Here is a 14,418-nt window from a genome sequence, read left to right as displayed (position 1 = left end):
GAAGGGGAGGTAGTTCGACACCCGGTACAGGTTTTAGCCAGTTTGCTTGCTGTATAGAATGCTAAAGTAATTTAGTATGCGAAAAGGCTTGCCTTAATACTTTGCCTGCATTTAATGTATCTAGCAGCAGAACTTCAATCTGCGTGACAACAATACAGGAGAGGATCGGGCTTTCACTTTTTCGCTCGACACAAACCCCTTTCAAATTTACACAATAGCGCAGTAAAAACTCTCTTGCTGCGCTATTGTGTGTTCCATATTTTGTGAGTACTTATGTTTAACTCAGAACGTAAAGCGACGGTTATTCTGGTTGCGACGACGATGATCGCGGCACTTGGCTGGATATTCTCTAAGGAAACAATACAGGGTTTACCACCTTTTGGCTTTATTGGGGCGCGATTTACTATCGCTTCGCTCTGCTTACTGCCTCTATGTTACCGACCTTTGCTGAAAGCAAACTTAAAAGATGTGCTTTCTGCTGGTGGTGTCGGGCTCCTGTTAGGCAGTGCCGTTATGACATGGATTTACGCTATTTCTATCAGTGATACTCTCGGGGAAGGCGCATTTATCATGAGCCTTTCCATGCTGTTTGTGCCGATTGTTGCATGGGTTATGTTTCGTCAACGACCACAACGAATTTTCTGGCTTTCTTTGCCTATCGCTGTATTAGGTCTTGCTTGTCTTTCTTTAGTTGGTGGCTGGAAACAATCGGCCAGTCAATTGTGGTTTCTTGGTGCAGCACTGGTTTTGGCGCTTCATTTTAATGTGAACAGCAAATACTCTCAAAAACTACCTGTGCTCCTGCTTACTTGCGTGCAACTTTTTTCAGCAGGTTGTTTAGGTTTGCTGGTTTCATTTTTTATGGAATCTTTCCCGGCAGAGGTGGACTCCTCTATTTGGTGGTGGTTTGCGTTGAGTACCTTATTAGCGACGAGCTTGCGTTACGTAATGCAAACTATGGGGCAAAAATTTGTTCAGGCAGGTAACGCTGCTCTAATTATGATATTAGAACCAGTTTGGACGGTTATTCTGAGCGTGCTGTGGTATGGCGAAGTGCTAACGGCAAATAAACTAGTAGGTTGTGTGCTTATCTTATTTTCTCTAATTATTTATCGTACTGGCGGGCGGTTTCGCTTCCCTACTCGAAAGTAGAGCAAATTAACTTGGGTTGGGAGAATTTGAGGTGCCGGATGGCCTTCTACGAAAGTGATAATACGCGGTTACGCAATGCTAATGACACTTTTGATGTAGGCTGCCGACCCAGCTCTTCGCTGATCATCCAGCCAGCTTTAGCCAGTAGCTCTAAGTCAATCCCCGTCTCTATTCCTAACCCTTGGCATAAATACAGTACATCCTCCGTTGCGACATTCCCTGATGATCCATGAGCGTATGGGCATCCACCCAGCCCAGCTACACTACTGTCGATGGTGTTGATGCCCATACTCAGTGCCTGATAAATGTTGGTGAGAGCTTGTCCCCATGTGTCGTGGAAATGGACAGCAAGCTGGGGAAGAGGTGCAACCAACATGACGGCTTCTAGCATAGCAGCGATACGGTTTGGCGTGCCTGTACCGATTGTGTCGCCTAGAGACACCTCATAACACCCTAAATCGATGAGTGATTTGACCACGCTCGCCACTTGTTTAGGGGCTGTCGGGCCATCGTAAGGGCAGTCGGCAACGCAGGATAGATAGCCACGAACAGGGATGCCGTGTTTGGTGGCTAATCGCATTACAGGTTCGAAGCGAGTTAGGCTTTCTGCAATCGAGCAATTGATATTGTGTTGGCAGAATCCTTCTGAGGATGAAGTGAAAATTGCGACCTGATTGGCGTCAGCCTCCAACGCTTGTTCTAAGCCTTTTAGGTTTGGAGTCAGGGCAGAGTAGGTAACATGATTTCGCCGTGTTATTGCTTTCATGACCTCTGTTGAGTCCGCCATTTGTGGCACCCATTTGGGTGAGACAAAAGAGCCCACCTCAATATGCGTTAACCCAGTATCAGAGAGTAAGTTGATCAGCCGGATTTTAGTCTGGGTCGCAACAGGAGATTCATTTTGCAACCCATCTCTAGGACCTACTTCGACAATCTTTACTTTGGAAGGTAGCATTACTTGTCCTGTGACTTGGTGACCCAACTTGGGCTACGTTTTTCAAGAAACGCTTGCAGCCCATCTTGACCTTGGGGTGATACTCTAATGTCCGCAATGAGCTTGCTAGTATAGTGAATCAGTTGTTGATCGATGGGGTTTTGATGACATTGATGGCAGAGCGTTTTCGCTTTACGCATCGCATCTGGGCTATTAAGTAGCAACGTCTTGATTACGCTATCGACCGCATTTTCAAGCTGTTTGGCTTCTTTCACTTCGTGCACAATACCAAACCGTTCGGCATCTTCGGCTGAAATGACTTCACCACTTAAGATATAGCGTCTAGCTTGTCTATTCCCCATCGCGCGCATGACGTAAGGCGCAATGGTTGCTGGAACTAAACCAAGCCTAACTTCACTTAAGCAAAAGTTGGCACTTTGGCTTGCGATGGCGATATCACTACAACAAATCAAACCCAAAGCGCCACCATAAGCGGAACCTTGTACAACCGCGATGGTGGGTTGAGGGAACGAATCTAATGTTTCCATGAGTCTTGCCAAGTTTTGGGCATCAACGAAGTTATCTTGCCTCGTGCTGTCGGCCATCGACTGCATCCAATTCAAATCGGCCCCGGATGAAAAGTGCTTGCCGTTACTTCTTAATACCAAGCACCGCACATCCGTTCGTAAAGCGAGATAATCTAGGCGGTGGATCAGCAAGTCGATCGTACAAGCGTCAAAAGCATTGTGTTTAGCTGTTCTGTTTAGGGTAATGGTCGCTACGCCATTATCATCGACATGCCAAAGAACATCATCTTGCCTTTGGGCGTTGGGAATAATGCTTGGTTGCATTTCCTGCATACTAACTTCCTTAATTCATCTTTGGGTGTTTACATTCTGAAGACGCCAAACTCGCTATCAGGAATGGGGGCATTTAATGCTGCCGTTAACGCTTGACTCAACACCTGACGCGTTTTTTTAGGGTCAATAATTCCGTCATCCCATAGCCGAGCACTCGCAAAATAGGGATGTCCTTGTGTTTCATACAAGTCTATGATCGATTCTCTAAAAATGTGCTCTTCTTGCTCTGACCACGCTTCCCCCTGACGTTCCTTCGCGTCTTTTCGAACTTGTGTTAAAACGCCTGCTGCTTGTTCTCCGCCCATCACAGAAATACGCGCGTTCGGCCACATCCACATCATGGTTGGATCATACGCTCGGCCGCACATGCCGTAATTACCAGCGCCGTACGATCCACCGATGATCACGGTAAACTTCGGCACGTCAGCACAAGCGACGGCCATCACTAACTTGGCGCCATGTTTTGCGATGCCTTCTTCTTCAACCTTTTTTCCGACCATAAAGCCGGTAATGTTTTGGAGAAAGAGAAGCGGTATTTTCCGTTTGGCGCACAGCTCAATAAAGTGCGCGCCTTTTTGTGCCGATTCAGAAAACAAGATACCGTTGTTTGCCACAATACCAATCAAGTGTCCTTGAATACGAGCGAAGCCACACACTAGCGTTCTGCCGTACAAGGCTTTGAATTCGTCGAAATTAGAATCATCGACGATGCGGGCAATAATTTCTCGAACGTCGAATGACAGTCGTAAGTTGGCATTCACAATTCCGTAGATTTCTTCTGCGTCGTAGCGGGGAGGAAGCACGGTGTTTTCTGGCTTAACAGGTCTTGTTCTATTGGCATTGGCAATGGCTTCTCTCGCAAGCATTAGGGCATGTTCATCATTTTCAGCGTAATAATCTGCGACACCAGATTTTCGACAATGCACGTCTGCACCGCCGAGCTCTTCACCCGTCACGACTTCGCCAGTGGCCGCTTTCACCAAAGGTGGCCCCGCCAAAAAAATGGTGCCTTGCTCTTTAACCATAATGGACACATCCGCCATGGCAGGAACGTACGCGCCCCCAGCAGTGCAAAGCCCCATCACAACAGCAACTTGGGGGATGCCTTTCGCCGACATTCTCGCTTGGTTAAAGAAAATGCGACCAAAGTGTTCTTTGTCGGGGAAGACGTCGGACTGATGAGGGAGATTTGCGCCACCGGAGTCCACCAAGTACACGCAGGGGAGTTGGCAACGTTGGGCTATCTCTTGCGCTCTAAGGTGTTTTTTTACCGTGAGTGGGTAGTAGGTTCCGCCTTTTACCGAAGCATCGTTGGCGATGACCATGCATTGAATCCCCTCTATGATACCAATGCCGGCGATAACACCAGCGCAGGGGATCGCTTCGTCATACACTTGCCAGGCGGCAAACTGGCTGATTTCAAGAAAGTCAGTGTTGTCATCAAGCAAGCGCGCGATGCGTTCTCGTGCGGGGAGTTTTCCTTTTTGCCTCTGGTGCTCAATGGCTTTTTCACCGCCGCCCTGTTTGATGGTCTCGATGTGTTGATTAAGTTGAGTGACCAACGTTTCCATCACGGCTTTATTGGAAAGAAATAACTCGTCAGTTGGCTTAGTTTTACTTTTGATAATGGCCATAATGACTTCCTTGTCGTATGTTCCGTTAGCGAGATTCTTCGAACAGCTCTCGGCCAATTAACATGCGGCGAATCTCTGAGGTACCCGCGCCGATTTCATAAAGCTTTGCATCACGTAGCAAACGACCAGCAGGGTATTCATTGATGTAGCCATTCCCACCGAGCAACTGGATTGCATCGAGTGCCATTTGTGTGGCGAGCTCTGCACTGTACAAAATCGCGCCAGCGGCATCTTTGCGTGTTGCGTTACCTCGATCACAAGCCGCTGCGACGGTATATACATACGCTTTTGCTGCACTCATTCGAGAGTACATATCGGCGATCTTGCCCTGAACTAACTGAAACTCGCCAATGAGTTTTCCAAACTGCTCTCGTTCATGTACGTACGGGACCACAATGTCCATGCAAGCTTGCATTATCCCGAGTGGTCCGGCAGCAAGGACGACGCGCTCGTAATCCAGCCCACTCATTAACACCTCGACGCCTTGATTCAACTCGCCAAGAATATTCTCTTTTGGCACTACGCAATGGTTAAATACAAGTTCGCAAGTATTCGAGCCTCTCATGCCTAGCTTGTCCAGCTTTTGAGCATGAGTGAAACCTGCGAAGTTACGTTCAATAATGAATGCGGTAATGCCACGTGAACCTGCGCTGACATCCGTTTTAGCGTAAAGCACCACTACGTCAGCATCGGGCCCGTTTGTTATCCACATTTTGTTGCCATTCAGTACAAAATGGTCGCCCTTGTTCTCCGCTTTCAGTTGCATGCTTATCACGTCTGAACCGGCATTGGGCTCACTCATCGCTAGGGCGCCAACGTGCGTACCATCAATGAGTTTTGGAAGGTATTTTTCGCGTTGAGAAGGCGTGCCGTTACGAAAGATTTGGTTGACGCACAGGTTAGAATGAGCGCCGTAGCTTAAAGCGACAGACGCAGAGGCACGGCTGATTTCTTCCATGGCAACAACATGAGCGAGGTATCCCATGCCTGCACCACCAAGCTCTTCATCGACGGTCACACCAAGCAACCCCATTTCTCCCAACAAAGGCCATAAATGATTCGGGAACTGGTTATCGCGGTCTATCTCAGCGGCGATGGGCGCAATATGTTCCGTAGCAAAGGCATTAACGTGTTCTCGGAGCATATCGATGGTATCACCAAGTCCGAAATTGAGTGGGGTATAGGTGCTTTTCATAACGTCTCCCGGTATCAGAGGTAAGGTGGAAAAGCCGGTAGCGGTGTTGCTAATTGAGTATAGCGTTTATGTCTGCTTGCTTTTGAGTGTTTGAATACAACGCTCCTTAGCGGCATTCAACTCAGCCATAACGACGCTGATGTCGTTGAGTTGTTGTTGTAGGACGGCTTGTTTCTCTTCAATGATATTGAGCATTTTCAATAACTGTCCTTCGGTTTGTTGCATGTCGTAGAGCTCGAAAAGTTCACGAATTTCTGCCAGCGAAAAACCGAGCCGTTTCCCTCTTAAAATCAGTTTGAGGCGAATTCTATCCCTGCGTTGATAAACGCGCATATTGCCTTTTCGCTCTGGTTCAATCAGACCCACGTCTTCATAAAACCGGATACTGCGAGTAGTAATATCAAACTCCTTGGCGAGGTCACTGATCTTGTATTTTTCCATAACATACTTACCTCGAATAAAAATCCAGTTTCTGGAAATCGAACCTTAAATGGGAAGGCCGAACATCAACTTTGAAATATAAACGTCTGCTTGGTGTGTTTTTTCATCTCATTGTAAAGGCTAGTGCTATGCTTACGTAAACGTCAAGAAATCGCGGAATGAAAGTTTGTTAGTGAAAAAGGCGATAAAGGCTGGTGTGGCGCTTGGTGAGTAATTCTATGTAGGGTGTCATCAGTCTGCCAAGTGTTCACATATACCTTAAGGGAATGCGAATCATGGGAAAAGACATCTGGATTGTCAGCGCGAAAAGAACGCCAATTGGGCGCTTTCAAGGCAAGTTGCAAACTTACTCTGCTCCTCAATTAGGCGCACTGGCGATCAAGGCGGCAATGCACGAAGTGAATGTGACTTCGGTGGATGAAGTGTTCATGGGATGTGTGCTTCCAGCAGGGTGTGGACAAGCTCCTGCTAGGCAAGCATCTATGGGGGCAGATCTTCCTTTGGGCGTAGGGTGCACCACCATTAACAAAGTGTGTGGCTCTGGCATGAAGAGCGTCCTGTTAGCGCACGATCTCATTAAAGCTGGAACGATTCGCTCTGCCATTGCTGGTGGTATGGAAAGTATGACCAATGCGCCGTATTTGCTGAGGGAGGCGAGAAAGGGAATGCGTATGGGGCACCAGTCTGCGTATGACCACATGTTTCTCGATGGGCTACAAGATGCTTACGAAGGGCACTTAATGGGTGTTTATGCTCAGCAAGTCGCTAACAGGCTTAAGTTCACCAGAGAGCAAATGGATGAATGGGCCGTGATGTCGGCAAAACGTGCGTTGGAAGCTCAAGAGCGAGGCTTGTTTGCCGATGAACTTTCGCCGGTTTCACTCAATACCAAGTCAGAACAAGCGGTGCTGGATTACGATGAGCACCCACGCTCGATTGACCTTAGTAAAATTCCTCAACTCAAACCTGCATTCGATGAAAAAGGTACGGTGACCGCTGCTAATTCGAGTGCCATTTCAGATGGCGCGGCGGCTCTTGTGCTTATGGATGAAGACACTGCGCGTCATCAGGGGCTTAAACCACTTGCGATCATCAAGGCGCACTCTACACATGCCAGAAAACCTGCAGAATTTACTTTGGCACCCGTCTACGCAATTGAGCAACTGCTGTTCCAGCTAGATTGGTCAATTTATGAAGTGGACCTGTGGGAAATCAATGAAGCCTTTGCCGTTGTGACACAAATAGCGGTGGCGGAACTTGGACTAGATACGAGCAAAGTAAATATTAAAGGTGGAGCTTGTGCGCTTGGGCATCCGATAGGGGCTAGTGGCGCACGAATTCTGGTGACATTGATTCACAGTTTGCGTCAGCTACAAGCGTTAGGCACCAATGGTGATCTCGAAGCCAAAAAAGTGATGCGGGGTGTTGCGTCACTTTGTATCGGCGGTGGAGAAGCCACGGCGATAGGCATTGAAATACCGCTTTAATTGAAATCAGAAAGGAGTAAATGATGACTCGTTTGGTTCCCTTGTTTATTGGTGGCGAGTTTCGTGAATCTCAAACATCGGATTGGGTTGAGGTAACCAATCCCGCCACTAATGATGTCATTGCGTACGTTCCATGTTCCACAGAGCACGAGATGGAAGCCGCCATTGATAATGCGAAAGAGACATTCCAATCTTGGAAAGAAGTGGCGATACCCGAGCGTGCCCGAGTTATGCTGCGTTATCAGCACTTGCTCAAAGACCATCATGATGAGCTTGCCACACTGCTTTCTCATGAGACGGGTAAGATTTTAGCGGATGCCAAAGGCGATGTGTGGCGTGGTATCGAGGTGGTTGAGCAGGCGGCAAACATTGCTAGCAACATGATGGGAGAAACCGTCGAAAACGTTGCTACGGATATTGATAGTTACTCAATGATTCAGCCCTTAGGTGTGTGTTGTGGTATCACGCCGTTTAACTTTCCAGCCATGATTCCGTTGTGGATGTTCCCAATCGCTATCGCTGCGGGCAATACGTTTGTGCTCAAACCATCTGAACAAGTGCCGTTGACCTCTATTCGTTTAGCCGAACTATTTGAGCAAGCTGGCGCGCCTAAAGGGGTGTTGCAGATTGTTCATGGCCGCAAAGAGCAAGTCGACTTTCTTCTGGCTCATCCTGATATTCGAGCGGTGTCATTTGTTGGCTCGGTTCCCGTTGCCCGTTATATCTACACCACAGGGACTAAACATTTTAAACGGGTTCAAGCTTTTGCTGGTGCAAAGAATCACATGGTGATCATGCCTGATGCAAACAAAGATCAAGTGGTGAATAACCTAATCGGAGCCTCCGTAGGGGCTGCGGGGCAGCGTTGTATGGCAATTTCTGTTGCGGTATTTGTCGGCGATTCAAAACAATGGATTACAGACCTCAAACAGGCAATGGCGAAAGTACACCCAGGGCCTTGGGACGATGAGCAAGCTGCTTATGGCCCACTGATCAGTGAGCAAGCTAAACAACGCGTATTGGACCTAATTGAAGATGGCAAACAACAAGGCGCAGTGTGTGAACTCGATGGCAGTCAGTGTGAAGTGGAAGGCTTTCCCGATGGAAACTGGATTGGCCCAACCTTGTTTAGCGGTGTAACAGCGAACATGTCGATTTACACGCAAGAGATATTTGGCCCTGTCTTAGTTTGTATGGAAGTCGAAACGTTGCAAGAAGCTATTGAGTTAGTGAATCGCAACCCTTACGGCAACGGAACTTCTATATTTACCGCTAATGGCGCTGCTGCGAGAAAATATCAGCATGACATTCAAGTCGGTCAGGTTGGGATCAATGTGCCTATTCCAGTCCCTTTACCATTTTTCTCCTTTACTGGTTGGAGAGGCAGTTTCTATGGTGATTTACATGCGTATGGTAAACAAGCAGTGCGTTTTTATACCGAGACCAAAACGGTGACGGCGCGTTGGTTTGATGACGATATTCCAACGGGGCCAAATCTGACCATCCAACTGCGCTGAGTGAATAAAAGGAGCTTTTATGGACTTTGAACTTAATGAAGATCAACGTGCATTTGCCGATACCGCTCAACAATTTGCCGATGAGCGTTTAGCACCGATGGCGGCGGAGTGGGATGAAAAGCAGATTTTCCCCAAAGACGTATTGAGAGAGGCGGGGGAACTAGGGTTTCTCAGTCTCTACACTCCAGAAGCGCAAGGTGGCCTAGGGCTGAGTCGCTTGGATGCTTCAATTATCTTTGAACAACTGGCCATGGGATGTACGTCCACTACGGCGTTTATGACGATTCACAACATGGTCAGTTGGATGATAGCCAGTTTTGCTACCGATGAAGCCAAAACGCAGTTCTGTCCGAAATTAGTTACGGGGGAGTGGTTAGGCTCCTATTGCTTAACTGAGCCTAACGCAGGATCAGACGCCGCTGCACTGACCACTTCCGCTACAAAAAAGGGAGATAAGTATGTCATCAACGGCGGCAAAACCTTTATCTCTGGCGCAGGAGAGACAGATGTTTTGGTCGTGATGGCGCGAACCGGAGAAGCGGGTGCCAAAGGCGTGTCTGCATTTGTTGTTCCTGCTCACGCAGATGGTATCAGCTATGGGCGCAAAGAACCCAAAATGGGTTGGAACAGCCAACCAACACGAGCGGTTACTTTTGAAAATGTCGTTATTCCAGCTAGCCATTTACTGGGCGAAGAAGGGCAAGGTTTTGTCTTTGCGATGAAAGGGCTTGATGGAGGGCGTATAAATATTGCGACCTGTTCCGTCGGTACGGCTCAGCAGGCCCTTGAACAGGCGACACAATACATTCAGGAGCGTAAGCAGTTCGGCAAGTCGCTTGCGCAGTTTCAAGCCTTACAATTCAAATTAGCAGACATGGCGACAGAGCTAGTGGCTGCTCGGCAGTTAGTGCGCTATGCCGCCAGCAAGCTCGACCGAAATGACCCAGATGCCACGGCTTATTGCGCGATGGCAAAACGGTTCGCAACCGATGTGGGCTTTCAGGTTTGCGACCAAGCGCTGCAGCTTTATGGCGGCTATGGTTACATCAAAGAGTATCCAATGGAGCGTCATTTCAGAGATGTGCGTGTGCATCAAATTCTGGAGGGAACGAACGAAATCATGCGCTTGATCATCGCGCGCCGTTTGCTCTCTGAGGAGTCGGCCTTGCTGTAGCGAAGTATTGGATTTGCTCATTGAGAAAGGATTCAGATATGCCATTAACCCAAGAAGCCATTCAACATACGATCACTAATCACGTTGCGGTGGTGACGATGAACAACCCGCCGGCCAATACGTGGACAGCAGAGAGCCTCAAGGTACTGAAGTCGCTGATACTCACACTTAACAATGATAAGCAGGTCTACGCACTGGTTTTAACCGGCAGTGGAGAAAAGTTTTTCTCTGCTGGTGCAGATCTCAAGCTATTTTCTGACGGTGACAAAGCGGTTGCGTTAGACATGGCGCGATGCTTTGGTGAAGCGTTTGAAACGCTCTCGGAATTCCGTGGTGTTTCCATTGCCGCTATTAATGGTTACGCCATGGGTGGAGGTTTAGAAGTGGCATTAGCTTGTGATATTCGAGTCGTTGAAGAGCAAGCGGTACTTGCTTTACCTGAAGCCAAAGTCGGACTTTTGCCCTGCGCTGGCGGTACCCAAAACCTCACAGCGTTAGTAGGGGAAGGCTGGGCAAAGCGTATCATTTTATGTGGAGAGCAAGTCAGCGCTGACAAAGCAAAAGAACTAGGCTTGGCTGAGGAGTTGGTCTCCAAAGGCGAAGCTTTAAGTAAAGCGCTGGAGCTTGCTGACTCTGTTGCGAACCAGTCGCCATCTTCTGTCGCCGCATGTAAGGCGCTCATTCAAAATATGCGCTCTGCGCCACTTAAGCACGGCTTAATGAAAGAGCGAGAGTTGTTTCTGACTCTTTTTGATACGGAAGATCAAGTTGAGGGTGTTCGCGCCTTTTTAGAAAAACGCCCACCGCAATGGAAAAACCGATAGGAGGCCACATGGCAGGGATGGTAGCCATTAGTGAAATAGAGTGCTTCGATGGCGTGCACCGCATTGGTATCGCAACGTTAGACAACACCGCTTCATTGAATGCATTGACGTATGACATGTTAGTCCAACTTAACGATCAGCTTATCAAGTGGCAAGACGATCCGCATGTGACTTGTGTGGTACTCACTGGCGCTGGAGAAAAAGCATTCTGTGCTGGTGGCGATGTTCGAGCTATGTATCACGTCATGCATAACGAGAGTAAAGAAAAAATCGTAGAGTTCTGTACGAACTATTTCTCGTTGGAGTATGAGTGTGACTATCTCATTCACACTTACAACAAACCCATTATCGGTTGGGGAGAAGGTATTGTCATGGGCGGTGGGATGGGGCTTTTTATGGGAACCAGCCATAAAGTTGTGACAACAACATCACGCCTTGCTATGCCAGAAATCAATATTGGACTGTATCCTGATGTGGGAGGTACGTGGTTTTTAAGCCAGATAGATCCGCAAGTGGGTTTATTCCTCGGATTGACAGGCTCCATGGTGAATTCAAGTGACGCTGTCACTATTGGTTTGGCCGATTGGTTACTGTTGGAAGAGCAGTATCCCACCTTACTGGATGAGCTAAAGCGGCTCCAGTGGTGCAAAGAAGATGCGAAAGAGTTGGTAACTGCGCTACTACAATTAATGGAAGAACAGGTTATTGATAGCAAACCAACCACGCAAATTTGTCCATACTTAGATCAGATAGAGGAAGCGTGCAAAGGCTTTGATCTTAATGCGATAGCACAGCGAATCATGGCTATCGAAGGGAATAGCCAGTGGATAGAAAACGCGAAACAAACGTTCGCATCGGGCAGTCCGATCACCGCGCATATTTGCTTCAGACAAGTGAAAGAATACCACAGCTTACCGCTTGCAGATTGCTTCCGCTTGGAGCTGAGTTTATCGATTCGCAGCGCCTTATTAGGTGAGTTTAAAGAGGGCGTCCGTTCTCGGCTCATTGACCGGGATGGCGAGCCGAGCTGGATATTTAACAGTGTCAGTGAAGTCGATGAAGATGTTATCGATACTTTGTTTACCTCGCTTTGGTCAGATAACGAGCATCCGCTTGCTAATTTGGGTGAACAAACACTAGGTCAATAAGGAGAATGATCATGAGTACCATCGCATTTATCGGTTTAGGAAGAATGGGGCATCCTATGGCGCAAAACTTACTCGCGTCTGGATTTAACGTGCAAGTATTCGATGTCGATAGCGAAGCCGCAAAGCAACTAGTACCTTTTGGTGCGGTAGTGGCGAGCTCTATCGAAGAGGTAGTAGATGGTGCTAGCACAGTCATCACGATGCTACCAGCAGGGTCTCACGTTCGTTCCGTGTATCTTGGTGACTTACACGGTGGCGTAGGTGTCCTCAATCTTGTCTCGCCAAGTACCTTGATGATTGATTGTTCAACCATTGATCCGGACTCCGCGCGATTAGTCGCCAATGAAGCGGCAAATAAACGCGTGTTGTTTGTCGACGCACCCGTTTCGGGGGGCGTTGCTGGCGCGAAAGCGGCGACATTAACCTTTATTGTTGGTGGTTCGGATCAAGCGTTTTCTAAAGCCAATGCGATTTTGCAGTATATGGGAAAAAATGTTTTCCATGCTGGCAAAGCAGGCGATGGTCAAATGGCGAAAATCTGTAACAACCTTATGCTCGGCATTTTAATGTCTGGTACGTGCGAGGCATTAAACCTAGGTATCGATCATGGACTCGATCCAAAAGTGCTATCAAACATCATGCTGCAAAGCTCTGGCCGAAATTGGGCATTGGAGCTTTACAATCCTTGCCCAGGCGTGATGGACAGTGCGCCAGCCAGTCACGATTACCAACCGGGCTTTATGAGCAAACTCATGCTAAAAGATCTCGGTTTGGGGTTAGATGCGGCGTTACAAACACATTCTTCGGTTCCGATGGGGTCGTTAGCGCGCAACTTATATTCTTTCCACAACGCGAGCGGCCACGGCGAGCTCGATTTCTCAAGCTTATTTGAGTTATACAAGAGTAAGAAAGGCTAGACTGAGTTTTGTGACAAACCAGCCCAAGATGGTGACCTAAAACGCGCATCATTTCGGCCAACTCAGACTGGTTGAGATAGAGAACATTACGAGCTATGGAGTGCACCAATATGGACATAAAAAGTAGTGTTATTGCCATTACAGGAGCAGGGCAGGGGCTTGGGCAAATGATGGCCATTACCCTTGCTCAAGCTGGCGCTGATTTAGCGTTGTTGGATGTAAACGCCAGTGGCTTAATGGAAACACAAGAACAGTGTCGAATGCTGAGTGCGAAAGCGTTGACATATCAAGTGGATGTCACCAACGAAATCGACGTTGAAACCACGTTTGAAGCGATTATCCAAGATTTTGGTCAACTCAATGGGTTAGTCAATAACGCTGGCGTGTTAAGAGATGGGTTACTTGTAAAAGCAAAAGATGGCGTGATCAGTAAGATGTCTTTGGATCAATTCAACTTGGTCATGAACGTTAACGTGACAGGAACGTTTTTGTGTGGGCGTGAAGCTGCCGTCAAGATGATTGAGAGTGGCTCCCAAGGCGTTATCATCAATATTTCTAGTGTTGCGAGAGCTGGGAATATCGGACAAACCAATTATTCTGCGTCAAAAGCGGCGGTCGCGACCATGGCGACAACATGGGCTCGTGAGCTCGCAAGATACGGTATTCGCGCGGCGGCGGTTGCACCAGGTGTAGTTCATACCGCGATGGCAGAGCAAATGAAACCCGAAGCCATAGAGCGATTAGAAAAGATGATCCCAGTTGGCAGGATGGGCGAAACAAGCGAAATCGCGCATGCTGTAAAATACATTATTGAGAGTGATTACTTTACTGGCAGGGTTTTAGAAGTGGATGGCGGCATTCGTATGTAAGTGATCACTGAAATAAGGCTCTGATAGACCTGAATAATAAGTCTCTTTCCATTTCAACATTTTCTATGTTGTGGAGTGCTAATTCTGCGCAACCCAAATGTATTTACAACTTATGTTTGGATTTACCTTGAGAATGATTTCTCACAATCCAATAAAGAGATGTAAATACCACTCAAATATTAAGTGAAATCATTAATTTGATGCTGATCACACTTTTGGTTTTTTAGTTTCCGCTTCTCATTAAGGCTATCTGCGTAAATGAAGTT

General features: G+C 47.6%; 13 protein-coding genes. 8 read left to right on the top strand and 5 right to left on the bottom strand.

Annotated elements, in window-relative coordinates; all coding sequences use genetic code 11:
* The first annotated feature begins 273 nt into the window (after positions 1-273).
* Positions 274-1,152 carry a DMT family transporter gene (locus tag R7Q11_RS06705; protein ID WP_005375761.1) on the top strand — a complete coding sequence of 293 codons (879 nt, stop codon included), beginning with the start codon at positions 274-276 and terminating at the stop codon, positions 1,150-1,152.
* A gap of 46 nt (positions 1,153-1,198) precedes the next feature.
* Here R7Q11_RS06705 and R7Q11_RS06700 read toward each other — a convergent pair whose 3' ends face one another.
* From R7Q11_RS06700 to R7Q11_RS06680, 5 genes are all read right to left on the bottom strand, one after another.
* Positions 1,199-2,107, bottom strand: coding sequence for a hydroxymethylglutaryl-CoA lyase (locus tag R7Q11_RS06700; protein ID WP_025767658.1), 909 nt, complete (start codon positions 2,105-2,107; stop codon positions 1,199-1,201).
* A complete protein-coding gene (locus R7Q11_RS06695) occupies positions 2,107-2,946 on the bottom strand; it encodes an enoyl-CoA hydratase-related protein (protein WP_017821060.1) in 840 nt (279 codons plus the stop codon). The genes R7Q11_RS06700 and R7Q11_RS06695 overlap by 1 nt, the downstream gene beginning before the upstream one ends.
* 29 nt (positions 2,947-2,975) lie before the next feature.
* Positions 2,976-4,580 (bottom strand): carboxyl transferase domain-containing protein, encoded by a 1,605-nt coding sequence (locus tag R7Q11_RS06690; RefSeq protein ID WP_225466313.1) that lies wholly within the window; start codon positions 4,578-4,580, stop codon positions 2,976-2,978.
* A gap of 25 nt (positions 4,581-4,605) precedes the next feature.
* Positions 4,606-5,775 carry an isovaleryl-CoA dehydrogenase gene (locus R7Q11_RS06685; protein WP_225466312.1) on the bottom strand — a complete coding sequence of 390 codons (1,170 nt, stop codon included), beginning with the start codon at positions 5,773-5,775 and terminating at the stop codon, positions 4,606-4,608.
* A 66-nt stretch (positions 5,776-5,841) separates the two neighbouring features.
* Complete coding sequence (locus tag R7Q11_RS06680) at positions 5,842-6,216, bottom strand: MerR family transcriptional regulator (protein WP_017821195.1); 375 nt, start codon at positions 6,214-6,216, stop codon at positions 5,842-5,844.
* A gap of 275 nt (positions 6,217-6,491) precedes the next feature.
* On the opposite strand from R7Q11_RS06680, the gene R7Q11_RS06675 reads away from it, so the two are divergent.
* The 7 genes from R7Q11_RS06675 to R7Q11_RS06645 all read left to right on the top strand — a co-directional run bounded on the left by R7Q11_RS06675 (position 6,492) and on the right by R7Q11_RS06645 (position 14,152).
* Positions 6,492-7,703: an acetyl-CoA C-acyltransferase gene (locus R7Q11_RS06675; protein ID WP_225466311.1), complete on the top strand. Its 1,212-nt coding sequence runs from the start codon at positions 6,492-6,494 to the stop codon at positions 7,701-7,703.
* Positions 7,704-7,726: 23 nt separating this feature from the next.
* Positions 7,727-9,220, top strand: a complete 1,494-nt coding sequence (locus R7Q11_RS06670) for a CoA-acylating methylmalonate-semialdehyde dehydrogenase (protein WP_191115844.1) — start codon at positions 7,727-7,729, stop codon at positions 9,218-9,220.
* A 19-nt stretch (positions 9,221-9,239) separates the two neighbouring features.
* Positions 9,240-10,394 (top strand): acyl-CoA dehydrogenase family protein, encoded by a 1,155-nt coding sequence (locus R7Q11_RS06665; protein WP_158155285.1) that lies wholly within the window; start codon positions 9,240-9,242, stop codon positions 10,392-10,394.
* A 38-nt stretch (positions 10,395-10,432) separates the two neighbouring features.
* A complete protein-coding gene (locus R7Q11_RS06660) occupies positions 10,433-11,218 on the top strand; it encodes an enoyl-CoA hydratase (RefSeq protein ID WP_191115842.1) in 786 nt (261 codons plus the stop codon).
* Between the two features lie 8 nt (positions 11,219-11,226).
* The gene (locus tag R7Q11_RS06655) at positions 11,227-12,366 is read left to right on the top strand and encodes an enoyl-CoA hydratase/isomerase family protein (protein ID WP_191115841.1); all 1,140 of its coding nucleotides are present in this window, start codon (positions 11,227-11,229) and stop codon (positions 12,364-12,366) included.
* An 11-nt stretch (positions 12,367-12,377) separates the two neighbouring features.
* Positions 12,378-13,283, top strand: coding sequence for a 3-hydroxyisobutyrate dehydrogenase (gene mmsB, locus R7Q11_RS06650; protein ID WP_005375775.1), 906 nt, complete (start codon positions 12,378-12,380; stop codon positions 13,281-13,283).
* 110 nt (positions 13,284-13,393) lie between these two features.
* Positions 13,394-14,152, top strand: coding sequence for an SDR family oxidoreductase (locus R7Q11_RS06645; protein ID WP_005375778.1), 759 nt, complete (start codon positions 13,394-13,396; stop codon positions 14,150-14,152).
* Positions 14,153-14,418 lie beyond the last annotated feature (266 nt).

The sequence above is a fragment of the Vibrio sp. 970 genome, assembly GCF_033339075.1.
This window is presented reverse-complemented; position numbering and strand designations above follow the sequence as displayed.